Consider the following 24,822-nt stretch of genomic DNA (forward strand, 5'->3'; position numbering starts at 1 on the left):
GAAGGATTTCGGTAACCTGAGTCGAAGCATTTAAGTATGAGAATGATTCGTAATCCGATGGGGAGCCATGATTGTAGACAAGCTGATCGGCCTAATCTTAAATAGTATTGATACAGAATTGGGTTTAGATTCGGAAAAGCGAGAACAGGTAGAGTTTGGTCTTAAATGTTTGTTCACGGTTGTTACGTCTTACTCGCTGATCATTGTAAGCAGCATTGTGCTAAGACTATTTCCTGGCGCCCTGCTGGTTGCTATTGCCGTTGGCATTCTACGAAGTTTCTCCGGCGGAGCCCATGCTAGTACAAGCTTGCATTGTGCAGTGATCGCCGTCTTTTACACAAACTCTTTAGCCTTTTTATCAAGAATCTTAGCAAGAAACCTAACAGAAACGTGGCTATTTATTGCCGCCGCCCTCACAGCCGTCTTAGGTGTTGTTCTTCTACTACTGTATGCGCCCATGGACGTGCCCGAGAAACCAATAAACAGCCCTAAGCGACGCTCTAGATTGCGGTTGTTATCCATTGTGTCCCTGTTGATCGTCATCGTGCTACTCTTATTCGTAAAAGGAGAACATGGTTATGCGATGTTATTAGGTTTGGGCTGGCAGCTTTTTTCTTTGACACCCTGTGGGGAACGATTTGCTAAGCTTCTTGATCGGGGGCTTAGACGGCTGTAGAAGGAGGTGACAATCAATGAAACGGCTATTATTGACGTTGGCGGCAGCAGCAGCGATGGTATTTGCCTTGGTCAATGTTTCTTCGGCTTCCCTTTGGGTCTTCCATCAACCAGAAGTACCAAAGAGCCTAAGAGACTAATGAATTAATACAGAAAGGGGCTGCCAGCTTGCCAATCTACTTCTATCTTCTACACGCGTTGCCGGAATCATTGTTAATGAGTTACGTTGGCTATGGGTTACTTGGCATTAAGCTAGAAAAGAAACAGTTACTTTTGCATGCAATCATTTACTGGCTAGGGGGCGTTCTGTTTCGTAGTCTAGAATGTCTTTTTGGTTGGCACGTACTGCTTCTTATTGCACTTTATGCTCTTTTAGGTGTGATCTTGGTTCAAGTCCCGATTCAAGTTTCCTTTTGTGCCGCTTCCCTTGCCTTCTTATGTCTGGCCTTGGGGGAGTTTGCCTTGGCTATGCCAGTGGCTACCTTGTTAGGTTGGTCGTCCCAACAGGTTGTGGAAAGCCAAACTTTGTCGATAGTGGTTGGCTGGATGTCTATTTCCATACTCCTTGTATTAGTGTTTGCTATTTGGCGTTTTAACCTTGTACTTGTCAATGCATCGGTTTTAGGCTATAAACCGCGTCAGGGGAAAATGTGAGTTTGTGGTTGGTGTTTAAGAATGAGCAAGAAACCGCAGAGTCTTGGGCAAGTGGATTGGTTTGTCTTTGCCCTGATTCTTACAGGCACCTCCTTGGCATTAATTGCCGAGTTACGCTGGGTTAGCCAAACGTGGACAACCACTGGGGTGGTACCCTATGTGATGGTCTTAGTCTGTCTGGTATTAGTGGGGGCTTTGTTCTGGTTTTTTATGAACTATGCTGCCCGAGTACGGTATGACTCAGAGCTACGTCTGGAGTTGCAGCGGCTTAAGGCCCAGGAGGAGCTAAACCAGCAATTAGCGGGCCAAAGTCATGAATTCAAAAACCAGATTACAGTGATTCACACCATGCTCCAGATGGGCAAGGTAGAGCAGTCTTTGGAGTATATTGAATCCATTAGCGGCAAGAAACACGTGTCTATGGGTACAGGGGGCAGTGCCTTCTTTAGCACTCTTAGTGCCAAGATGACCCGGGCTTATTATCATCATGTGCAGTTTGAGGTTTGGTTAGAAGTTAACCCAGTTAGCTTGTATCACCCAGATAATGCCGTTGTATGTTTACTGGGCAACTTATGCGATAATGCCATTGAGGCTGCAGCCAAGGAACCCGCCGAAGGAGGCCGGGTTAAGCTAAGTCTCTATGCCGATCCCCAAGCGGGTTGTGTTGTGACCGAAGTATGGAATAACGGGGCATACATCGATGAAGACCACCTAAAGGATGTATTTAAGCCCGGTTTTACAGATAAGGAATTAGCCGGTCATGGTTACGGGCTCTGGTTGGTTTATTCCACGGTAGAGGAGCTGGGGGGCAGGATTACCGTGGCAAGCTCCCAGGAAGCAGGCACCGTATTTCGACTGCTGATACCGGCTTCATCGGTGGTGCTGTGCAGCTAGCCTGAGAGGGTCACCTCCTTTGGCCGGTAATTTGAACTGTATACCCACGGGTCAAGATCCGGAAAAATATTATCTCGTTCTTGTAGGTCCCTTAGGAACTCCCGGTCAATATCACCCCTTTGAATCTGCTCATAGAGTCGATTAAACTGAACGATGTGGTCTTCTGTTCTTTTTACCGCATAGGAGACCATGGTCCCTGTTTTCATGATAAAGGCCCAATCGCTACTTTGCGCCAACACCAGTTCCCTGGCTGCCTGCTTAATTGCCTCTGTTACCAGATTGTCCCCAGACCAATGGTTATCAACTAACTGGGTCATCCGTTCAGCCATCATATGGAGATGGGGATAGATCCAATCATTACTTCCCTCTAACCAGACCTCGTTATATCCTTTATATCCCCAAGAAGACATGGACGGGGTGCAGACCTGGTTTTTCGGGTACATCTTAAGGTAATCACCAGGGGTGATTAGTCTGACTTGGTCTTGGTCGTAATGTAGTTTCCGAATTAGGCAATCTAGCCACTGTGGACCTTCATACCACCAGTGTCCGAACAGTTCGGTATCGTAGGGGGCTACTACAATAGGTTTGCGGTCTGGCATTGCACCGGCAATATACTCAATCTGTCGTTGGCGATTGAACATGAAGTTGCCCGCATGGATCGCTGCTTTTTCCCAGGCCCTGGCCGGATCATACAACTGCTTGGCCGATGTCTTTCCGGTGATACGATAGTACTTGATCCCGGTATGGTGACGAATGTTGCCCTTCAGGTGAGGAGCTAGGTACTCATAGTCTAGCTCATGGCCGATGTCACGATAGAACTCCCTGTACTCCCAGTCCCCGGGGTAACCTTCCTGGGCACTCCAAACCTGTTTAGAGGATTCCCAGTCCCGGCCAAAAGCGGCTACTCCCGAAGGACAGTACACCGGAGCATAAACAGCATAACGGGGCCGGGGTTTGCTATGCAAAATCCCGTGAGAATCCATGATAAAGTACCTAATCCCCCCGTCGGCTAGGTATTCATCTACACCCGGTGTGTACGCACATTCCGGGAGCCAAAAACCCCCGGGGGAGATACCAAAGACGTGGGTGTAGTAGTCTATGCCAATTTGGATCTGGGCCCGAAGGGCCTCCGGGTGGATCATTAAGGGCAGGTAACCATGGGTTGCAGCCGAGGCCATGATCTCGATGAGGCCGGCCTCTTGAAAGTGGCGAAAGGCACCGATGAGATCGCCGTGGTACTTATTTAGGAAATCCTCCCTGGTCGCACTGAAGTTTTGGTTATACATCAATGCGAGGCGGTTTAGGTGTGGCTCAAACCGGGTCCGGGATACTTCCTTTTCCGAAAGCCAGATGAGACTATCTAGGTGCTTTAGGTATCGTTCCATGAGGAGCTGGTCCTTTAGCATAGACATCAAGGGTGGCGTCAAGGACATGGTAATCCGGCAGTGCACTTGATCTAGTTTCAGTGAGGCAAGCATGTTTAGCAGGGGGATGTATGATTCGGTAATCGCCTCAAAAAGCCAGTCTTCCTCCAGGAAGCTGCTATGTTCCGGATGACGTACAAAGGGCAAATGGGTATGCAAGATAATGGATAGAAATCCTTGTTCCATGATTGGTCACTCCCTGGGCTATTGCGTCGTTTTAGTGATAATCGGGGTAATAGAGATCATCTCCTGTAGGTCAGCGGATACGGCCTCGATCGGTAGATGAAGTCGGCCATCGGGTAAGACGTAACGGGCTGTAAAGCTACCGTCTGCTTGCAGAGTAACTGGCTGTCCTTGGATTCGTACTGAAGCATCGGGCTCGGTTTGACCATAAATAACTAGCTCTGTATGGGCAACCAGCCAAAAAGGCTTTCGTAAACCCCTTTCTGCCATGGGGCTTGCCGCATAGGAAGGAGAGCTGATTTCCATTTCCAGTTTATTTACCGCCCGAAATACTAAAGGTGAACTTTCCCCTTGGGGGAGGCCAGCGTAGATGCGGTAAAGTTCTTCGAGGGTCATCCATTTTTCATCTTCAAGCTCAGAGACTTCACCGGGGGGCGTGGTCACAAGGTTTGATTCCACGAAGGCAATAAAGGTGCCATCATCAAGGAGTCTTCCTAAGGCTAATCGAAAGGACGTGTCTTTACGACCTACATATACATACCAATTTCGGGCCCTAAGATCCACCGGAAGGTCAAACAGGTATTGTTTGTTTGGTTCTTGGTAGATCCGTAGCACCGTTTTCCCCTGGGGCCATCTTTCCTTTGCAGTGCTTTCCCGTTGGGCCAGCAGGGTATCGGTAACTTCCCAATAGGTGAACAACCAAAGAGGATCCCTCACGAGGGCAACAATGCGGTCCTTACCGTACCCATGGGGGATTTCGTATTCGGTGACGCCTTTGGCTATGCCTACTGCACTGTTTTCCCCACCGCAGCCGTCCTTGGCTTGACTAGTGTCCACAACCGCATCCCTCCTTTCTTCCGTGATCTGCCCTACGTCTCAATTCCCTTATAATATGTCTCATACCTAGGGCCATTATTCCAGGAAGTTGGGGAGTCTAGTGACAGAAGTAAGAAAGGCGGGCGAAAATGCCCGCCTTCAGGATGCTTGTCCCATTATCTACCGACAAAAAGCTGGGTTACCATCATGCCATAGGGTCCGCCTTCGACGATCCCAATCCCTACATGGGTATATAGGGGCATTAAAATGTTCTGACGGTGGCCGGCACTGGCCATTAGATTGTTATGTGCTGAAGTTACCGAGTAAGCACCAGCTAGGTTTTCTCCGGCGTACTTGTAAAAAACGCCGAAGCTGCGCAACATATTGGCGACGGTGCCATAGGTCGGTGAGGTATGGGCAAAGTAGTTATTTGCAATGAGGTCTTTGCTCTTTAGTCTGGCGATTTCCACCAACTTGTAATCAACCTGGAGCACAGGTAACCCCTGCAGCTTCCGTTCCCGATTAACTAGATCCAATAGCTGTTGTTCCTTTGCGGTAAGGAGCGAAGGATTAGTGGGTGGCTCTGGTTTTGGTTCCGGTTGGGGCTTAGGTTCAGGTGTTGGCGCAGGTGTTGGTGTGGTCTTTGGTCGAAACACCCAGGTTGTCCCACTTTTAGATGAAGACCAATTGGTGCTACCTGTGTTTCCTCCGTTAGAGGAATAGGATGTATTTGGCTTGAAGGAAAAGTAGGTACCGTTTCCCTTGACTGTATAAGCCCCTACACCGACTGATGTCCCGAGTAGGGTAATGAGCAAAAGAGTGATAACTAGTAGTTTTGTATTACGCAAGTTTACTGCCTCCCAAAGCATGGTATCTAAGCAAAAAACGTATTAGCCAGCCTCCTTTTAGGCAACTTCCATGTTTGGGGATTTGGGTCCTTCCACAAGAAAATGATTCTGTATGTAGTAGATTCTACAAATAGAGGGGATTTTCCTACAAGTTCCCCGGTACCAATATATGTAAAGGAGGCCTGTGGGCCTCCCGATATTAGGAATCGATAATGCCAAGTTGGTGAGCTAGTAGTGCGACCTGGGTCCGATCCGAGATCCCGATCTTCCGGTAAATGTTATAGACATGGTTCTTCACCGTATGCTCGCTGATAAACAGTGTCGCAGCAATCTCTTTATTACTCATTCCCTTGGCGATTAAGCATACCACTTCATGTTCCCTAGGGGATAGATTACCGAAGGGATCTTCTTTCTGCAACATATTTAAACCTCCCTTCTGGAGTCTGTGCCAAGCAAAAATGAGGTGAATTCCGTGGGCTTTCCCGTTCATGATCAATGTATTCTGGGGGGATGCTTGTGTGCTATCACCGAAAGTGCAAGTTCCAAAGTATAATGCATCCTGTGGGATTGAATACTAAATTGGGGAGTGATCATGATGGATAAAGCCCAACTGGATCAAATGAGGCAATATCAGAAAAAGGTACAAGATAAGGGCCCAAAACCCCCCATGCTAATAAACTTCCTCAAGGCCTATCTTATCGGGGGTCTCATCTGCTTGGTGGGGCAGGGTGTCTTTGACTTCTTCGCTAAAATCGAAGGCACCCAAGGGGAGACAGTGGCGACTACCCTTGCGGGGATGATCCTTCTAGGTGCTGTGGCTACCGCCCTTGGGTTCTATGACGATCTAGGGGAGTTTGGAGGTATGGGGGCAGCCGTTCCTATCACTGGTTTTTCCAACTCCGTGGTCTCTGCGGCCATGGAGTATCGCCGGGAGGGGTTCATTTTAGGTCTTGGGGGAAAGATCTTTTCGGTGGCAGGACCAGTACTTGTGTTTGGGATCCTAGCCGGCTTTGTCGTTGGCCTGGTGAAGGCCCTAGCCGGTGGCTATCTTTTCTAAGAAGGGGGTTGTTTTATGGCGGACAAACTCTTGGGAAAACAGACCATGCGCCTAAAGAGCCCTCCTGTGATTACCGCAAGGGCTACAGTAGTAGGACATAGGGAAGGGGAAGGCCCCCTTGGTGAGTATTTTGACCACATCATCCCCGATGATCTGTGGGGTGAGGACACTTGTGAAAAGGCCGAGCGTAAGATGATGGAGGAGGCCATTACCCGCACGATGGAAGCAAGCGACTTAACACCAGAGCAAATTGACCTTTTCATCGCCGGCGACCTTCTCAACCAGATCGTAACCTCCAGTTTTGTAGCTAGACAGGTGGGCCAGGCCTTTTTAGGTATTTACGGGGCCTGTTCATCCATGACCGAAGGCATGGCCCTAGGATCGATGCTTATTGATGGCGACTATGCGGATCATGTACTGGTGGCTACCTCTAGCCATTATCAGACGGCGGAAAGGCAGTTTCGCTTTCCGGTGGAACTCAACATCCAACGGAGCGGTCGAGCTCAGTTTACGGTCACCGGTTCCGGCGCGGCTATTCTATCTAAACAGGGTAAGGGTCCACGGATTACCGAAGTAACCTTGGGGAAAGTGATCGATCTGGGACTAAGGAATCCGGAGGATTTGGGATCCGCGATGGCCCCCGCGGCCGCGGACACCTTACTGCAGCATTTTAATGATACCGGGCGTAACGTGGGATACTATGATCTCATTATCACCGGTGATCTGGCCGCTGTGGGGGCAACCATGTTTGCTGATTTGGTCAAGGAAGCAGGCCATACCCTGGGAAATAAGCATATTGATGCCGGAACGATGATCTATGGTGCCAACCCGAGGTTCAAGGCTGGAGGTAGTGGGTGTGGATGCTCTGCAGTTGTATTCCTTGGTTACATTATGAAGTTACTGGAACAGGGACGTTATAGAAGGGTCCTGTTTATGGCCACAGGTGCCCTTTTCAGTCCCCTGAGCTATCAACAGGGGGAATCTATTCCGGGCGTTGCCCATGCAGTGGTGGTGGAAGCACAATGACCTATCTTTGGGCTTTTTTGTTCGGGGGATTAATCTGCGGATTATCCCAATTGGCTTTTGATAAATTCAACCTCACAACAGCACATATTCTGGTCACGTTGGTCATATCCGGTGCCATTTTGGAAGGACTTGGGATTTATAAAGGCTTGGTTTCCTTCGGAGGAGCCGGGTTCTTAGTGCCTGTTAGTGGTTTTGGCAGTTCCATTGCTCGGGGGATCATTAGTGAAAGCAAACGACTTGGCTGGGAGGGCCTGTTTACTGGTGCCTTTGAACTAACCGGCCTTGGTGTCACCGCGGCGGTGATCTTTGGTACCCTAGCCGCGATTTTCTCCCGTCCCAAGGACTAAGAAAGGGTGGCAACTGCCACCCTTTAGCCTAAGTGCCCGATGTGCTAATCTCGCCAATTTATTAACAATAGATAATGCCAAGTTCAGGGGGGTACCTTTGCCTGGTAAGGAGAAGCGGTGCCTTTCCTGCTATATTCTATGCTTTCTTTCGCGAAGTGTGTTACCTTCTAGTACTGCCTTCCTATCTAGGAAAATAGGATACACTGGTGTTTTGCTGCCGAATATATTGAAACTAGGCAAGATGAGTGTTGCCGATTCTGTCAAAAGGAGGTACCTGCCCATGGCAAAACCGCGTATAGCCTATATGGCCAGAAAGAAGGAGCCCTTGAAAATCAAGAAGCGGAAGATGAATGCCACGGTGGCAATGGGGATGCCGGTCAGCGTGAACGTTGCGCAAACAAAGCCTCCGATCAAGTTCCAACCGAAACTCATCAAAAAGAGATTACAGATAGAGCAAGTAACGCCGATGCAAGAGCAAGTTGTGGCGATTAAGATTCGGGAGATCAGGGCGGAGATTCGGGACGTAACCACCGAGGTAATCCCCAACAAGGTAATTGTGCAAGGAACCTTGCACAAACAGATCTTCTTCGTAGGTACTGACAACCTCGTGCACCATCAACCGGAGGATATTCCCTTCAGCACCTTTGTTGATATTCCCGGTGCGCTACCCGGCATGATCGTGCAGGTAAATGTCTTAGTCGAGCACATCATGTTTATTCTCAGTGAAGATGGCACCTCGGTTCTACAAAAAGTAGTCCTAGAGATCTTTGTTAAGGTTCTCGAAGAACAGCAGATACTGTTCACCCCCGGGGATCTGGACATTTTAGGTCGTCCAGTGATTGGCGAGGGTACGACCCAGGAGCTAATTGAGTCCACCTTTACCCTGCCTGTGGCTGCCATTAAGATCTCAGAAATCAGGGTAACGGTGCAAGAACTACAGACGGAGGTCATTGCCGATAAGGTTCTCATCCAAGGGACACTACACAAACAGATCTTCTTCGTGGATACCAACAACCTAGAAAGACATGTAGCTGAAGATGTGGATTTTAGTACCTTTGTAGATATCCCCGGAGCTACCGAGGGCATGCATGTTCAGATCAGTCCTACCATTGAGGCTGTTGAGTTTAACCTAATCAATGCCACCACATTGCAGCAAAAAGTCATTGTTGAGTTTTTTGTCAAGGTAACAGATCTGACGGTAGTTGGTGTTACGGTTGGTACGGAAGAGCCGTTGTTTCAAGTGAATCGCTTTGTGGCCGAAGAGGATATTCAGTTCATCCTGGAGGAAGACATCACATTACCCTTGCCCGCAGAGAAAATTGATGAGATCGTAGCGACTTTCACCGACTTGGTTACAGAGGTCATTACGGATAAGGTGATTGTCCAAGGGGTTGTGCACCAACAGATCTTCTTCATCTCCGAAGGAGTTGCTCACCACTTAGCAGTGGATTTACCTTTTAGTCGGTTCATTGATGTTCCCGGTGCTGCCCCCGGCATGCAGGTTCTGCTTACTCCTGTGGTGGAGGATATCATCTTTCAACTGATTAGCCCAACGTTATTGCGCAAGAAGGTGGTTGTATCCCTTACTGCTACCGTAACCGAAGCTCAGCAAGTAAGTCTTGTCATCGGGCAAGGCCCACTGCTGAAGATTGATCAGGTGATTGGTGAGAATACCCGTCAGATTCTCATAGAGCGACGGGTGCCTCTTGTGCCCCCCGGACCAGTCCTACCCGAGGTGGTGCCTGCCCTAATCAAGCTTGAAGAGGAAGTGGAGGCCACCGAGCAAGAGATCATTCGCACCGAAATTACCTTGCCCACGCCTGCCCTGAAGCTACGCGAAGTGACTGGTACTGTGGAGATCACCGATGTGACCGTTCTAGACGATATGGTCCTAGTCGAAGGAAATGTGATTAAAGAAATAACCTATGTCGATACAGATGACGTGGTACAGCAGTTCACCGAGGAAGTACCCTTTAGCATCGAGGTTACCCTCCCTGAACCAGTGGCTGGAAGAGAAGTATTGGCGGATGTGGTCATTGAGAAGATCCTAGCCACACTGACCGACTGTATTACTGTAGACCAGACCATCGTCCTTGAGGCCATGGTAAGCATTGTTTCCCATCAGCAGGTAGAAGTGATCACCAACGTCATCGGTGAGGGTATTACCCTTGAACGGATCCTTGTGGAGACCTTGCTAGTGGTAAACGAGAACACAGTCACTCTAGATGTGCCAAGTACCGTTGAGCTCGATCCCCCGGCAGCAAGCATTACCGAGATCACCCTAAATGTTGCCGAGGCCACCCCCACTGTGGAAGAGGATGCCGTGGAGATTGTGGGCACCATCGAAAAGGCAGTGGTTTATCAAGGTACCGATGGGCAGTCCCATACGGTTGAGGAGCTAGTACCCTTTGCCGTGACAGTACCGGTTCCTGGAGCAACACCCGAGATGGGCGCTCAAATCAATATTGAAGTTATTGACTTGGCAGCGGAGCTATCGCCGGATGGCACAGTGCTAACCCAAACCATTACCCTGGAGATATTTGTCAAGGTAGACATCCTAGTTGAGCTTTTCGTGGTCACTGCTGTAAGTGGTCCTGGGATCGAGGAAGTCATCACAGAAACCTTGGTCCTGCAAGTGGTCGGAGAACCGGCACCAAGACCTGTGGAGGTTGTGGTCGCGGTAGAAGTGACTCCGTAAAGATAAGGGCTGCAGTTGCAGCCCTTATCCAATCCTTCAAGTTTCCGATCAGTGCGGCTACCCTGTGTTTCCTGTTTTCTGGAACGGGACAAGTATCCAAAATGGGTTCAGAACCATAGTCTAGTAATTAGAAAAGAGGATTCCTTTGTCACACTAGAGTCCTAGTACATATATTGATAGTGACTGAGGGAAAATCCCCACCGGGTGTTATGGTGAGTGGAGGATCAGGGTCTTTTCCAGGGAGGGGGGCATGCTGGGACTTCCGTTACTCGTTGCCATTGTAGTACTCATTGTGTTGTTTGGCCTGTATCGACTATGGAAGAAGGGCCAAAGGAAAGAAAAGACCGACTTGGTATCCATCCCCGAGACAAAAGAAGCTATCGCCCTACATTCAAGTGATCCAGTGTATAAGTACCAGTGCCTTATCTGCAAAAAGACTAAGTCGGAGACCGGCGAAGGCGTAGACCCAAAGGACCAAAGACAGTTGGCGGTGTTAAATGGTGCTGAAAATGCGCCTGAAAAAGGGGGGTACAGTTTGGCTTCTTGTATAAAGGCACAAGTTGTTGTTGGCGAAAACACAAGACAGGTTCTCCTGGAAAACATTCTGAATCTAGAAAGAAACGCGATCAAGATCCGGGAGATCCGTGGTGAGGTGCGGGATCTAGTCTGTGATGTCATTTGTGATAAGGTCATTGTGCAAGGTGTTGTGCATAAACAAATCTTCTTCGTTGGCGAAGATAACATGGTGTATCACAAAGGCGAAGATGTACCCTTTTCCACCTTTTTGGATATTCCCCAAGCAGAGCCCGGCATGCATTGCCAGGTAGAAGCGTGTATCGAGCATATTGCTCATCATCTTCTCTCCCCCACACTACTGCAGCAAAAAATAGTGATGGAGATCTTTGCCAAAGTGACAGAGACCCAAAACATTGCTGTGGGCATTGGGCAAGGCCCCTTGGTGATCATTGACGAAGTGGTGGCGAAGGTGTGTGGCCAGCTGCTAGAGGAAGAGACCATTCAGTTGGAGGTTGCGGCACGGAAGATTAGTGAGATTCGGGCAGAAGTACGGGATATTACCTTCGAACCTATTTGCGATAAGGTCATCGTGCAAGGTGTTGTGCATAAGCAAATCTTCTTCATTGATGAGAGTAATCTAGAAAGACATCAAGCAGTCGACATTCCCTTCAGCCATTTCGTAGATGCCATAGGGACGATGGAGTTTCACGATGTCCAAGTGCATGCAGAAGTGGTGCATGTGGGCTTTAAGCTCATCTTCCCACCGGGTGCTGAAGTGACGACCACTTTACAGGAAAAGGTTGTTGTCGACCTATTCATCGAGGTGACTAATCCGCGGCAGGTCACCGTACTCCTATCGGATGTGGGAACCTGTGTAAAGCTGGAGAAGGTCTGTGGTGAAAATACTGCCCAGTTCTTGCAGGAGACAACGATTCAGCTGCCAATGCCTGCAATTAAGATCAGGGACATTATTGCGCGGATTGAAGAGTTGGAAACAACGGTGATTGACTGCAAGGTATTGGTACAGGGCATTGTGCATAAGCAGGTCTTCTTTATCGGGGAGGACGATCTTGAGCACCATTTGGCGGAGGATGTGCCCTTTAGTGTCGCGGTGGATGTAGCAGGTGCCAATCAGGACTGCAACGTACGGGTTATGCCGTGTATAGAGCACATCTCCTTCGACTTGCTCAATGATCAGACCCTGCATCAGAAAGTTATCGTGGCTTTGTTTGTGAAGGTAACCGAGACCCAACAGCTGCTGCTAACAGTGGAAGGGCCCTGCCCTCAGCCCGAAAACCTCTGCTAAAGGTAAATGGGAAGAACGGGTGTTACGCCTGTTCTTCCACATTTTACGCAGCAGGACCAAGGGTGTTTCGGATAGCTTGGACAACGGCTATAGAAGCATTGTCAAGGGAATACACGGTCAGGGTAATGCTAGTTTTAGCATTACCCTGACTGCTATAAAGTTAGATTATACCAGGACTGTAATTCCCCTGCCAAGTCGTATAGCTGCCAGTGCAGCTGGTTTTTATAAAAATACCGACGGGTTACAGAGAAAATGTGGTAGTTAGCAGGTTCAAGTCTGGCAAAGGTCCAGACAATGAAGCCTCGGTATTTGATCTCCAGTACCTCTGCATTCTTGACCGCAATAACCAGTGACTCACTAAAATCCACAAAGTGTTTTTTCAGCTGCAACTCGTTCTGGAGCTGCTCATATTCCCCGGGGTTTGTTAGCACCGTTAGTCGAACCGTGTCTGGGTGCTCTTGGAGACGGCCTTTGGCGATGGGATATGGATACAAGGGAATATATTCAACAGCAGGATGCTTGAGCACCTTTCTTTTGGCTTCCCATAGTTCGGGGGTGGACATACACCATCCTCCTTTTCCGCTTTCTACTAGCTAATTATATGCTTTAGCAGTCCTATGGTTTACACTCCCCAAAAGCAATCTATGTGAAAAAGAGTCACGTTTTCCCTTCGACTTGCATATTAATATATGTGCTGAGCTTGTTTCCCCAAGAGATAGGTGTTGGGTAGAAGGGGGGGTGCAGCCGTTGCTGTGGTTCACCAAGGAAAGACCAAAGGTACTACTTCGTTCCCTATTGTATGTGGCAAAGGGTCCTTGGGACCATGAGTCACGCTCAGGCCAGTTGCTCTGGCGTATTGCTGCCCAAGGGTGGCATGTGGATTATCTCTATGAAACCAATGAACATGAGGTGAAAAAGGCGGCTCAGAATCTGTACATTAACAGCCGCCGCTCTTTACTACAGCGGACTAAGTATGGTGTGGTGTGGACGGAGAAAGAGTATCCCTTACCTAGACGAACCAGATCGATCTTGATCCAGGAATACCAAGCTGCCGATGAGCCAATCAACCCTAATGCCCAGTTGCTCTTCTGCAGTTCTGCGCAGTTGTTTGCTAGCCTAAACGGCAAACATCCTAATGTACACCTCATCCTCGACGGATGCGTAGGAGATCTATTCAAAGAGCCAAAGCAAATCCCCGATGAGTTCCTCTACGTGCGTCGGCCCATCATTGGTTATGTGGGTTCATTAGACGATGAAGCCGCCGTGGAGTTGATTCGACAAGCTGCTGCCTATTACCGGTACTGTTCCTTTGTTCTGATTGGCGAGTGCATGGGAGTAGGCCCCTCCGATCTGTCCCCAAATGTCTATGTCCTTGGTCCCCGGAGCACAGAGGATATGCCTCCCTATTTGCATCATTTAGATATGATCATCCTTAAGCCCCCGGAGGAGAGTGTGCTGCCTAAAGTCTATGAATTCCTTGCCTTAGGTAAACCACTAATTGTGTTCACCCAACAGGATCTAGGTGGATTGGCTCCCTTGGTGTTTGGTAGTTGCACACCGGAGCAGCTGCAAACGCATATACACCAGTTCCTCGCAGAGCTTGGCCTGCCTTTGGATGAGACTGGCTTGGGACTGAAATGGGGTAGTCGTAGCCTATCCTTAAGCGACCTGGAACAGGAACCGCACGATCCCCGACCACAAACCCCCACTCTAGGACATCCTCCGAAGAAACTCTTTCAACAAAGAAAGCAATTGGCATTGGCTAATTCATGGCAGGCGAGGGCAGAACAGGTTTTAACGGCCATCCAGAAAACCTTCGCACAACAGGATCAGGTAAGAGGGTGGTTTCTCTAAAGCAGGTACTTTGGTGTTATCGACGAATTAGTAGATAGATGTTAGAGAAAAGGCAGGCTCCAAGATGTCAAGGATAATCGTTTTCTTCAGTATAGTCTTGCTAGTGTTTTCCGGTACCGCCAGGGGAATGGGTGTTTTCTGGCAAGCCCAGGATTACCTAATGGAAGCGATCCTACAAGTGGAGAGGATGGACCTTGATGAGGACGGGAAGGATGAACTCATCATTTTAGGTCGCAACTACGAGGCTAGAGAGACCTTCATTTATGCCCTAACTTGGAGTGGTAGGGAGTGGTTGGTTCTCTGGCAGAGCCCTAATCTGTTTGAGACGGCTAGCCCCATTTACATGGCTGTTGGTGACTTTCGGGGCAGTGGCCCTGAGCTTCTGGTCATGACCAACACCAAGTACCGTATCTACCATTGGTCGAGTAAAGGTTTTGAAGAAGTATGGAGTGGAGCCAACACTTTTCCCGTGCGGCTGGCCACAGGTTTAGCTCGAACCGAAGGAGTGGACTATCTCATCCGCACGCGCCTGGCCAGAACAACTGAGTTGACTGTGTTTGATGAGCTGGTGCTCCTGATGTGGCAGGAACCGGAGGGTTTTGTAGAACTCAGTCGTACCGGTGAGATTAGTCACATTCGGGCGTTGAACGCTGCAGATATTGGTGGTAGCGGCCAAACCGAGGTGTTCACTGAGACTGGTGAGGCCATGGCTCGGGGAGAAGTCCAGGTGTGGCAGATCACCCCACAAAACAAATTCAAAAGGCTTTTTGCGGGGACCTTGAGTAGCTCACCGGTCTTTGCCATGGCTGGAGGAGACTTCCTTGCTAAGTCTTTGCTTGTGATTGGGGATAATGCTGGTCGGATCAACCTTTATGGGCTAACGGGCAATGGGCTCCAGAGTGAAGGCAAGCAACTACGGGTTGGCTACGGTCTTGTCTCTGCGGCAGTTGGTACCTTCACCGGTAACCAGTCCAATGAGATTGCCATGGTACGCTACCCCGCGGAACTAATGCTAATTAGTGAGTAAGTGGCACATACTAGGGTCGGAGGGGCTTGCTTGTGCATGTTTTCGCTGACCTACATACCCATACTCGCTTCAGCCATGGAAAGGGAACTGTGGAAGAGAACGTCAAGGCCGCAGCTGAGCTAGGACTAGAACAGGTTGCCATTACCGACCATGGACCAGCCAGTTGGTTTACAGTCGGGATTAGAGACTTTGGGATCCTACGGGAAATTCGAAACCAAGCCAAGCGTTGCGCTCGGAAATACCGGATCGAAGTGTTAGTTGGCCTTGAGGCCAATGTGATTGATCCACATGGTCATATTGATGTTCCGCCATTTATTGCTGCGGAACTAGACCTTCTATTAGTTGGTCTTCACCTGCACATTATTCCTAGACGAACACTGGGAGCTTTACAACTACTATTTCCTCATTACCTGGCGCGGTTTACCGGATTTGGTCGCGCCTGGTCTAGGGAACACAATACCAAGGCCCTAATTGCCGCCGTGGAAAACAATGATGTGGACATAGTAACCCATCCTGGTTTATCATTAAGTATAGATACGGGAGCCTTGGCAATGGTTTGTGCAAGAGAAGGTGTTGCCCTAGAGATCAACACAAGTCACCTGCAAAGCAACCCAGAGTTCATTATGACCGGGAAAGAGGCCGGGGCGGCTTTTGCGATTTGCTCCGATGCCCACAGCCCAAGTCGCGTCGGGGATTTTGCCCGGGGTATCAAACACGCCCAGACAGCGGGCCTTTCAGTATCCCAGATCATAAATGCCAGGTAGTTGGGTTGATCATCTTGTGATGAATCAGTGGCTAAGCTCCAGGTGGATTGAGTAAGAGGGGGGGCGGCGCCGCTTTTACCCCCAAAGTGGGGTTTGCGGTTCATGATATGGTTAGCTTGGCTGAAGACACTAAACTAGTGATTATTACCGGATTGTCCGGAGCTGGTAAGACTGAGACAATTCGCTGTTTTGAGGACTATGGTTACTTTTGTGTGGACAACTTGCCACCAGTCTTACTGGTTAAATTTGCTGAATTGTTCTCACATTCCGATGGCAAGTTTCAAGGAGTGGCCATCGTATGCGATATTCGCGGGGGCGAGTTCTTTGATGATCTGTTTGCTGCCCTCGAGGAACTAGAGCTAATGGGGTACCAGCACAGCATCCTCTTTCTCGAGGCTTCAGATGAGATCTTGATCCGGCGCTATAAAGAGACAAGACGCCGGCATCCCCTCTCCAAAGAGCGAGGTATCTCCGAGGGAATCTCCGAGGAGCGTCGCCGTCTTGGTGAGTTACGGGGATGTGCGGATCGGATCATCGATACCTCTGCTCTATCCGTTCCACAGCTTAAGGCAGAGCTTACCGCCTATCTGGACAAGGCGGAAAGTGACAGACTAACGGTTACATGCATTTCCTTTGGTTTTGCGAAGGGGATTCCCCTAGATGCCGATTTGGTTATTGATGTTCGTTTCCTACCGAATCCCTTTTACGTGGACTCATTAAAACACCTGACCGGAAACGATGGGCCGGTGGATGAATACATCTTTAAATGGCCCATCACCCAGCGGTTTATGGACAAGTTTCTTGACTTTGTGTCTTTCCTAGTGCCCCAATATGTATCCGAAGGGAAGACCCATTTGACTATCGCCGTTGGTTGTACCGGAGGTAGGCATCGTTCCGTGGCTGTAACCAATCATCTAGCGGCCTATGTAAAACGTCAAGGGTACAAGACTGTGCTTGAGCATCGCGATATTTAGTCTTGCGGGGGGCTTCTTTTATGCATTTCTGGAAATGGTTGTACCCCGGCATGCGGGTAAAAAGATGGGTTGCTCTGATTATTTTTGGTATCTTTCTCCTGGCCCTAGGACTGGGCTTGGCAGTGAACAGCCCGGATTGGGGACCCTTTTTTGCGGGGCTTGCAGAACCGTTGAGGCAGTTGGTGGCCCCCGGTTCCTACGAAGGACTAGCCATTGGGTTTTTGGTCTTAGGAATAGGTGCAGTTACCTTTGGGATCCGGCAGGTAGTTCTTTCGATTACAGGTGTTCTTTGCCCCTACCAAGCTGAGGATATTGTTGATGTGGTGTATAAGACGAGGCAGCTAAACCGGGGGCCCAAGATCGTTGTAATTGGTGGGGGAACGGGCCTTAGTACCATGCTCCGGGGACTAAAGGAGTATACTACGAACATTACCGCCATCGTCACCACAACCGATGATGGCGGTAGTTCTGGTAGGCTTTCCCAGGAGCTTGGGGTTCTTCCGCCGGGAGATATCAGAAACAACTTAGTTGCCCTAGCGGATACAGAACCATTGATGGAGAAGCTGTTCCAGTATCGGTTTTCCCAGGGAAATGGACTTGCGGGTCATAGTTTTGGCAACTTGTTCTTGGCGGCCATGACAGATATTACCGGAGACTTTCAGGAAGCGATTAAGCTTTCCAGTCGGGTTCTCGCGGTGCGAGGCCTCGTATTACCTTCTACCTTAAACCGGGTGGTCCTGGAGGCGGAGTTTGCTGACGGGTCTAAGGCCAGCGGTGAGTGCAGTATTGTAGAGCAACGGAAGAAGATCAGCCGGGTTTCGCTTTCACCGAAGAATCCCAAACCAACGGATTTGGCTGTCTCTGCTATTGATGAGGCCGATATTATCATTCTGGGTCCGGGAAGTCTGTACACTAGCATTCTACCGAATCTCCTAGTTAAGGAGATCGCCTCGGCCATTGCCCAGGCTTCAGCCTTGAAGATCTATGTCTGTAACATCATGACCCAGCCGGGGGAAACCGATGGGTATACGGCATCGGATCATGTACGGGCGGTCTTCGACCATGTTGGTCTTCCCATTGTAGACTATGTGATCATGAATAGTGAACCGGTGACTGTGGAGTTGGCCAAACGCTACGCCAAAGAAGGCTCCTATGCGGTGGAAGTTGATGCCGCACAGATTCGCAGTTTAGGATGTATCCCTGTGGTGCATCCCCTCCTCGATGGGCAGTGCCTAGCCCACCATGCACCGGATAGACTGGCCAGTATCATTATGAATATTCTATTTGCGACCTGGGGGGCATAAAATGAACAAGGGACTAATAATTGTTGGAGTGGTAATTGCGATGGTGATCGGGTTTATGGCGGACCGAAAGATCGAACTGTGTGAGGTTGGTTCTATTGGTGCGCTGACTAGCACCTATACGGTGATTACCTCCCAGGATCAATTGCAGTCCCTCTGGCCTGCCTTCTGGAACCCGGGAACACCTCCCCAAGTAGATTTCGACAGGGAGGTTTTAATCGGTGCTTTCCTTGGCAAGTGTTCCACGGGAGGGTATAGCATCAAGATCGAGAAGGTTACCAAACGAAAGGGACAGCTTATTGTCCATACCAAGATCCAACGACCGGGCCCAGAGGATATCGTGATCATGGTGATTACCTATCCTGGGCATGTTGTCTCTATTCCTAAAAAGGCTTTAGACGGTGCTAATGCAGTCATCTTCCTAGACCAGAACCAGCGGATCCTAGGTGAAGTCCCTCTGACTAAATGATTTGTGCGGGGTGGCATGGATGTCATCTAGAACGGTGTTTACGGTCATTACTCCCCGAGAAATTCGCATGTTTGTACTACCTTTGTTGATCGTAGTTATCCTAGGTAGCTTCATCCAGCGGGTTGAACGGTTGGTTTACGGAGTAAGACCGGGGGTGATGCTAGATGGACAGCCAGTCGGTGGATTGTTTGCCCATGAGGTACGACGGATTGTGGAGCGAAAGGCCCAAGTGTATAATACGCCACCGGTAAACGCGCAGATTGACAAAAAAACCCGGGAGATTATCCCCGGCGAAATGGGCAAGATGATCGATATTGATGGTACGGTCCGCATGGTGTTAGAAGCATCTCCTAGGGAGTCCCTTTCCTCCGTCGTTTCAGAGATTCGACCTGAGATTACCTTTGAGATGTTGGTCACGCTCGATGAATCATTGGGGGTCTTTCATACCACCCTCATGGGCAGTCCTGGTAGAATGCAGAACATCCGATTGTGTATGGAAGCGATCAATAATACGGTGGTGGGTCCTGGAGAGACCTTTTCCTTTAACCAGGTGGTGGGGGAACGCACCTATGATAAGGGATATCGTCCCGCACCGGTAATAGTAGGCAGTTCAGTTATAGATGATATTGGTGGTGGGGTCTGTCAAGTCTCTAGCACACTGTACAATGCGGTGCGGGTTGCCAAGCTTGAGATTGTGGAACGGCATTTACATGGTATGTCGGTTACCTACATTGCTCGGGGTATGGATGCCACAGTGGCTTGGCCTGACGTGGATTTCAAGTTCCGGAACAATACTACACTGCCGGTGATCGTTTCTGCGGTGGTTGCTGGTGGGCAGGTTAGGGTTGAAATAGTCGGCAAAAAACGGTAAGGAGATGCTTATGGCTGGTACATTTTCCCGTAGAGTAAAAAGAGAACTTGCCACTTTGCCTGTGGAAAAGGAGTGTTGTGTGGAAGCGGAGCTTGGGGTGTTAGTCGATTTAGCCGGACGTCTAAGTAAGGATACGGTAGGTAGAAGACAGTTGGAGTTTTGGTTCGATCACCCCTCGGGAGCTAAACGCGCGTTTATGCTACTTAAAAGAGTAGGACTCAACGGTTCTTTGGAAGTGGTCCGGGGAGGACGCCAGAATAAGGCAAAGTATGTCATCCGTATTCCCGAAGAGGATCTTAGCCTTCTTACCGAGGCAAAGGTGAGCCTAAAGCGCAAGTGTTGCCAAAGGGCTTATCTGCGGATTATTTTCCTGTGTACCGGTTCTGTGACCGATCCGAAACGAGGGTATCATTTGGAGCTAAGCCTTTCGGATCGAGCCGAAGCCGATTTAGTGACGGATTACCTAAGGGAGCTGGGCATGGAAGGTGTTGGACGGATCTACCGAAACAGAAGCCCGGTGGTCTACCTAAAACGCGCTGATAGTATTGCAGATTTCCTCCGATTGGTCGGTGCCAGTGCTGCGCTACTTGAATTTGAAGATGTCAGGGTGCAGAAAAATGTAGTAGGACAAGTTAACCGACTAGTCAATTGTGAAACGGCCAACATGGACAAGACGATCAAAGCTGCCCTAGATCAAGTTAACGATATTAAACTTATTGAGTCAAAGATCGGTCTGCATAAACTCCCCGATAGCCTGCTTCAAGTTGCTTTGGCCAGACTAGAGCATCCCTATATTAGTCTATCTGAACTCGGTAGATACCTCGATCCCCCCTTAACCAAGTCCGGAGTCAACTACCGCTTGCGCAAGCTAAGTGCCATCGCCGAGAAATTGGCAGATGAGCAGAAGGAATCTGGCTAATGCTTGTGCTATCTGTATCGATAGAAGCCTTTGGTTGGATTGTAGGTTGTGCGCGAAAGCAGTGGGATTCTTGTATTTCTATCATGGTAGAAGCAGCAGCTTTTTTGCTGTAGTGCGAGCCTTTTCAGCTCCTCTTCTCCTATAGCCACGGAGGCATTTTCATTGTTTGCGCGATACTGAACCAAACGCCACATAGGTTCTCCTATTTTCACGGGATAATGCTGAATACGGTTAGAGTCGAGCAACACCACCGCCAACGAATAATCTTCGTTGGCGGTAAGGGCATGTACAGTATGAACCATGGCGAGCCCTTGTGAATGCTGGTCTTTTTGATGTTGTCAGTCTTGAATGAAAAGAATAGCTTCGTCAATTCCTCACTGACATACTGCAACAATTGGTGCTTCGTGGTGCTGGCCAAAGCATGCGGAAAGAGGCTTTGGTCATGTCAAACGCTTACATCTGCCCAATATATCATCGTATTAGACCTAGGAACCGTGTCCATGTACTCTTTTGCATCCTTGGCTGCCGCTTGGTCAAACAATGTGAGATCTCGTTTAGAGGTAGAGGTGAAACTCGAGAAGTAGAAAGAGCACTGACAAATTGGGACAAACTCCGCATTAGTTGTCACGCCTGAAGACAGGGGAGTACACGACCAATGTATGGAACTGACAACTGGGAGGATATTGGTTGCCAGTTCCAACAGAGTATGAGGAACTCGGAGCGTGGGGATTAATAGCGCGTTACGGACATAGTCTGTTTGGATCATAACACGGATAACCAGAAGCCTCTATATGACGGGGTTTTCTCTTTCATCATTATGGGGGGACATCCATTATGTGTCAGACATGAGCACCGTCATAGCGGTATGCAGTTCTTGAACCCCGAATAGCCGCACAGTGGCATCACCGATGGCATCCTCAGCCGTCTACAAAGCCGCAAAAGCCAAGCACCCGGAAAGACGGTCCGGAGATGCTCGAAAGTGGCTTCTATCTGAGAAGGTATTGCTGAACCCAGAAAAAGAAGAAGTCTTAGACACTCAAGTAACAAAGGTTTCTTAACAGAAAAAGACGACAACTATCTTGACAAACACCGACAGTGTGATCTCCACCAACCGGATCTCCTATGGATTAGCTCGATCTAATCATGCTACCCGTAGTCTTTTTCGATGGTTCAGGGACGGGGGTGCTGGCTACTACCGCTCCAATTCAGCACGTATCCATTTTCACGAGATGCGTTTCTTGCATAGAATGACCAGTCATCTGGAAGAAACGCAAGACATGTGTTAACATATATTTACCGTAGTAAAGTGGTGTAGTACAATACTACCAACGGGGATTGATACATATGGATATGGACCATACTGAGCTTTACGCTGTTCTCACTTGAGTGACTGCATGCCGTACGGTCCTAGGAATAGCAAGAAGCGAGGTTTGGTGAGATCGTGCTTTGTACCCGATTTTAGCTCGGATTACAAGACGCTCATTATAAGGAGGACTATCTATGATGGCGAGCGACACTAATGAAACATACTGGTCTAACTACGATGGCCTTCAACATGCTAAACACAGAATTCTGTCAGAGTATTTAGGTGGTTGGTTTGCTATACTTGGGTCGGTAAAAGGGCAAATGCTATATGTAGATACTCATGCTGGACGTGGTCGCCATACGACCGGTGAACTTGGCTCACCTCTTCTGGCGCTGCAGACCCTTCTGGATCATCGGGACAAGGATGCAATACTCAAACATAGCAACGTTCACTTCCTTTTTCTTGAAGCCGAGGAGCATAATTGTGAGGCACTTGAGCGAGAACTTGCTTTGCTACAGCTTCCTTCTAAGATTTCCGTTGATCTTGTTAATCGTGATTTTGAGGACGTCATCAATAGTCTTCTTGATTCGGTAGACCGCAAAGGAAAAAGACTTGAACCCTCCTTCCTCTTCATTGATCCATTCGGTTTCAGATTGTCCATGCAGTTGTTACGTCGTCTTATGAGATATCCAAGAGTTGAGTTATTGATCAATTTCATGTTCCGTTACGTGGATATGGCCATTCGGCATGAATCGCAGGCAGCTAACATGGATAGACTCTTTGGATGTCCTGACTGGAATAGTCTGATGGCGATTGACCATCCCGATCAGCGCAGCATAGAGACTATCAATCTCTTTTCAAAGCAACTTAACGCCCGTTACGTAACTCATATGCGGATGCTTGGAACCAATCGTGCTACTAAGTATGTGTTGCTACATGCAACTAATCATGTGAAGGGCAGACAACTGATGAAGAATACAATGTGGAAGGTGAGTCCAGATGGTAGCTTTTGCGCTTATCAGAATGATAACCCCCATCAGTTAATGCTATTTGAGGAAGAACCAGATTTGACAGTCTTACAGAAGCAACTATTCGATAGATTTGCAGGCCAGACCATCGAATATGAAACACTATGTTCATGGGTAGATCAGACGATGTGGCTTAAAAAACACCTAAACACTGTCCTTAGAGACTACCGTAAGGAGAATAAGCGTGCTTTTTCCGGATACGAGGGTCGGTTTTCGTTCAATCAAAACCCGACAATAAGGTTTCCTTAAGGTGGTTGTCTTTCGGGTATTCCTACACTAGAGGAAATTGGTGTAGTCAATCATGCAACAGTGATGCAGGAGTCTTCAAAAGGTACCGAGGGATACCCTCTTCAGAGAATCTTTACGAACGTATGTTTCTATGGTACGATCCAGTTGGTTGACTATGCAAAAGCAGACTCCGAAGGTGGTTCCGATGGCTAGTATTTCAAAAATTGAGTGGACAGAGATTACATGGAATCCCGTCACTGGGTGCAGTAAGATTAGTGAAGGTTGTAGACATTGCTATGCTGAACGAATGGCGAGACGTCTTAAAGCGATGGGAATGCACCGTTACCGCAATGGATTTGATGTTACACTCCAACCGGATGTACTACAACAGCCGCTTCGCTGGCAGAAACCTCGCCTAGTGTTTGTCAATTCGATGAGCGACCTTTTCCACGAAGATATTCCTAGCGCATATATCCGGCAAGTTTTTGAGGTGATGCAAAAGGCATCAAAACACACCTTTCAGATCCTTACTAAACGTTCTAAGCGGCTGCGGGAGCTAAGTCGCGATCTGGCATGGCCCCCGAACGTTTGGATGGGGGTTACTGTTGAGGCTCAGGAGTATGATTACCGGATTGAGGATCTGATGTCTGTACCCGCATCTGTTCGGTTTCTGTCATTAGAGCCACTGTTAGGACCGATCCATGGGATCCCTGAAAAGGTGGACTGGGTGATTGTCGGTGGTGAGTCCGGGCCGGGAGCAAGACCGGTAGATATCCGTTGGATTAGATGTATTCGTGACGAATGCCAGAAGAAGGATATGGCCTTTTTCTTTAAGCAGTGGGGTGGAACACGTAGAAAAGCGAAAGGACGAACCCTCGACGGTCAGATCTGGAGTGAAATGCCTGATATCCGTCGGTGTGTTCTGTGAGAAGAGAACTTGTTAACTGATATTATTAAATGATCAAGGACTACCAGTAGTAAGGGGTCTTCAAGGTATGATGCTGGTAAGGATAACCCGATAGTGAAACCATATAGAGTCGATCTGAAATTGTGAAGCCTGGGTACAATCGAGATAAAAGACGCGAAAGGACTAAGCGCAAGCTTGAGCAAATAGCAGTACCAAAAAGGCAGACGGTGATGGGAAACTCGGCATCCGTGTCGGAAAAGTGCTGAGCAAAAGTAAGGTTGACAACCGAATCCGTTGTCATGTTTTTTGTGTATGCTTTCGTATTATTTGCTATGGTACATGAAGCAACGCTTGAAGCCGCTATTTGAAGACGATCTTACAGGCAGACGGAGGCAATACACGGTCGACCATGTAATAGCCAAGAACAAGAAGTCGAATTTCAAGATATTGAATCAGTATTTGTGTCCGAGCCCAATAATCTGGAGGGGGCTTTCTGTCTGACCTAGGGAAAGCCAACTGGACACCTAGCCCATGTGTTTCCTTGCAGCATCGATGAGGTCTTGGCGCCAGGATATTGGGCTGGCCGGAATTGGACCTGCGGGATCGCTGTATGAGTCAAGAATTTACGGGTTCAGGTAGGTGATCGCGAACGCGACGGATACCGCGGGTCCCATGAGAGAGAAGGGAAAAGAAGGGATCGAGAGGCTCAATCTCCAATATAGGAGATAAG

The 24,822-nt window shown here is 48.8% G+C and carries 23 protein-coding genes and 1 pseudogene; 19 read left to right on the forward strand and 5 right to left on the reverse strand.

Features of this window, described 5'->3' with window-relative positions:
• Positions 1–67 precede the first annotated feature (67 nt).
• From M0Q40_04820 to M0Q40_04835, 4 genes are read left to right on the forward strand one after another with little or no spacing between them, the layout of a single operon-like run.
• Entirely contained in the window at positions 68–676 is a 609-nt protein-coding gene (locus tag M0Q40_04820; protein MCK9221935.1) for an accessory gene regulator B family protein, read from the forward strand.
• A gap of 16 nt (positions 677–692) precedes the next feature.
• On the forward strand, positions 693–815 hold the full coding sequence (locus M0Q40_04825) for a cyclic lactone autoinducer peptide (protein MCK9221936.1): 123 nt from the start codon (positions 693–695) through the stop codon (positions 813–815).
• A 28-nt stretch (positions 816–843) separates the two neighbouring features.
• Positions 844–1,329, forward strand: a complete 486-nt coding sequence (locus M0Q40_04830; GenBank protein ID MCK9221937.1) for a hypothetical protein — start codon at positions 844–846, stop codon at positions 1,327–1,329.
• Between the two features lie 21 nt (positions 1,330–1,350).
• Positions 1,351–2,223 (forward strand): ATP-binding protein, encoded by an 873-nt coding sequence (locus M0Q40_04835; protein ID MCK9221938.1) that lies wholly within the window; start codon positions 1,351–1,353, stop codon positions 2,221–2,223.
• Here the strand turns inward: M0Q40_04835 and M0Q40_04840 are convergent.
• From M0Q40_04840 to M0Q40_04855, 4 genes and pseudogenes are all read right to left on the reverse strand, one after another.
• Positions 2,220–3,833: a DUF1957 domain-containing protein gene (locus M0Q40_04840; protein MCK9221939.1), complete on the reverse strand. Its 1,614-nt coding sequence runs from the start codon at positions 3,831–3,833 to the stop codon at positions 2,220–2,222. The genes M0Q40_04835 and M0Q40_04840 overlap by 4 nt on opposite strands.
• Before the next feature lie 18 nt (positions 3,834–3,851).
• Entirely contained in the window at positions 3,852–4,667 is an 816-nt protein-coding gene (locus tag M0Q40_04845; protein ID MCK9221940.1) for a DUF4912 domain-containing protein, read from the reverse strand.
• Positions 4,668–4,822: 155 nt separating this feature from the next.
• Positions 4,823–5,494, reverse strand: a complete 672-nt coding sequence (locus M0Q40_04850; protein ID MCK9221941.1) for a CAP domain-containing protein — start codon at positions 5,492–5,494, stop codon at positions 4,823–4,825.
• A 199-nt stretch (positions 5,495–5,693) separates the two neighbouring features.
• Positions 5,694–5,885: pseudogene (locus M0Q40_04855) on the reverse strand (response regulator transcription factor).
• A gap of 204 nt (positions 5,886–6,089) precedes the next feature.
• Here M0Q40_04855 and M0Q40_04860 point away from each other — a divergent pair.
• From M0Q40_04860 to M0Q40_04880, 5 genes are all read left to right on the forward strand, one after another.
• Positions 6,090–6,551 carry a SpoVA/SpoVAEb family sporulation membrane protein gene (locus tag M0Q40_04860; protein MCK9221942.1) on the forward strand — a complete coding sequence of 154 codons (462 nt, stop codon included), beginning with the start codon at positions 6,090–6,092 and terminating at the stop codon, positions 6,549–6,551.
• Positions 6,552–6,566: 15 nt separating this feature from the next.
• On the forward strand, positions 6,567–7,577 hold the full coding sequence (gene spoVAD, locus M0Q40_04865; protein MCK9221943.1) for a stage V sporulation protein AD: 1,011 nt from the start codon (positions 6,567–6,569) through the stop codon (positions 7,575–7,577).
• Positions 7,574–7,924, forward strand: coding sequence for a SpoVA/SpoVAEb family sporulation membrane protein (locus tag M0Q40_04870; GenBank protein ID MCK9221944.1), 351 nt, complete (start codon positions 7,574–7,576; stop codon positions 7,922–7,924). Before spoVAD ends, M0Q40_04870 begins: the two co-directional genes overlap by 4 nt.
• A 280-nt stretch (positions 7,925–8,204) precedes the next feature.
• Positions 8,205–10,622, forward strand: coding sequence for a DUF3794 domain-containing protein (locus M0Q40_04875; protein ID MCK9221945.1), 2,418 nt, complete (start codon positions 8,205–8,207; stop codon positions 10,620–10,622).
• Between the two features lie 250 nt (positions 10,623–10,872).
• A complete protein-coding gene (locus M0Q40_04880) occupies positions 10,873–12,444 on the forward strand; it encodes a DUF3794 domain-containing protein (GenBank protein MCK9221946.1) in 1,572 nt (523 codons plus the stop codon).
• Positions 12,445–12,596: 152 nt separating this feature from the next.
• Here M0Q40_04880 and M0Q40_04885 read toward each other — a convergent pair whose 3' ends face one another.
• Positions 12,597–13,007 (reverse strand): hypothetical protein, encoded by a 411-nt coding sequence (locus M0Q40_04885; protein MCK9221947.1) that lies wholly within the window; start codon positions 13,005–13,007, stop codon positions 12,597–12,599.
• A gap of 184 nt (positions 13,008–13,191) precedes the next feature.
• Between M0Q40_04885 and M0Q40_04890 the strand changes: the two genes are divergently transcribed.
• The 10 genes from M0Q40_04890 (at position 13,192) to M0Q40_04935 (ending at position 24,113) form a co-directional block, all read left to right on the forward strand.
• Positions 13,192–14,298, forward strand: coding sequence for a glycosyltransferase (locus M0Q40_04890; protein MCK9221948.1), 1,107 nt, complete (start codon positions 13,192–13,194; stop codon positions 14,296–14,298).
• Between the two features lie 64 nt (positions 14,299–14,362).
• Positions 14,363–15,325 carry a VCBS repeat-containing protein gene (locus M0Q40_04895; GenBank protein MCK9221949.1) on the forward strand — a complete coding sequence of 321 codons (963 nt, stop codon included), beginning with the start codon at positions 14,363–14,365 and terminating at the stop codon, positions 15,323–15,325.
• Between the two features lie 32 nt (positions 15,326–15,357).
• The gene (locus tag M0Q40_04900; GenBank protein MCK9221950.1) at positions 15,358–16,089 is read left to right on the forward strand and encodes a PHP domain-containing protein; all 732 of its coding nucleotides are present in this window, start codon (positions 15,358–15,360) and stop codon (positions 16,087–16,089) included.
• A gap of 107 nt (positions 16,090–16,196) precedes the next feature.
• A complete protein-coding gene (gene rapZ / locus M0Q40_04905) occupies positions 16,197–17,063 on the forward strand; it encodes an RNase adapter RapZ (protein ID MCK9221951.1) in 867 nt (288 codons plus the stop codon).
• Between the two features lie 20 nt (positions 17,064–17,083).
• Positions 17,084–18,367 (forward strand): YvcK family protein, encoded by a 1,284-nt coding sequence (locus tag M0Q40_04910; protein MCK9221952.1) that lies wholly within the window; start codon positions 17,084–17,086, stop codon positions 18,365–18,367.
• A 1-nt stretch (position 18,368) separates the two neighbouring features.
• A complete protein-coding gene (locus M0Q40_04915) occupies positions 18,369–18,833 on the forward strand; it encodes a protease complex subunit PrcB family protein (protein ID MCK9221953.1) in 465 nt (154 codons plus the stop codon).
• A gap of 19 nt (positions 18,834–18,852) precedes the next feature.
• Positions 18,853–19,704, forward strand: a complete 852-nt coding sequence (locus M0Q40_04920) for a VanW family protein (protein MCK9221954.1) — start codon at positions 18,853–18,855, stop codon at positions 19,702–19,704.
• A gap of 10 nt (positions 19,705–19,714) precedes the next feature.
• Positions 19,715–20,623: a DNA-binding protein WhiA gene (gene whiA, locus M0Q40_04925; GenBank protein ID MCK9221955.1), complete on the forward strand. Its 909-nt coding sequence runs from the start codon at positions 19,715–19,717 to the stop codon at positions 20,621–20,623.
• Between the two features lie 1,500 nt (positions 20,624–22,123).
• Positions 22,124–23,206: a three-Cys-motif partner protein TcmP gene (locus tag M0Q40_04930; protein MCK9221956.1), complete on the forward strand. Its 1,083-nt coding sequence runs from the start codon at positions 22,124–22,126 to the stop codon at positions 23,204–23,206.
• 184 nt (positions 23,207–23,390) lie between these two features.
• On the forward strand, positions 23,391–24,113 hold the full coding sequence (locus M0Q40_04935; GenBank protein ID MCK9221957.1) for a phage Gp37/Gp68 family protein: 723 nt from the start codon (positions 23,391–23,393) through the stop codon (positions 24,111–24,113).
• Positions 24,114–24,822: the final 709 nt, after the last annotated feature.

The sequence above is a fragment of the Limnochordia bacterium genome (assembly GCA_023230925.1).
Taxonomy (GTDB): Bacteria; Bacillota; Limnochordia; order DUMW01; family DUMW01; genus JALNWK01.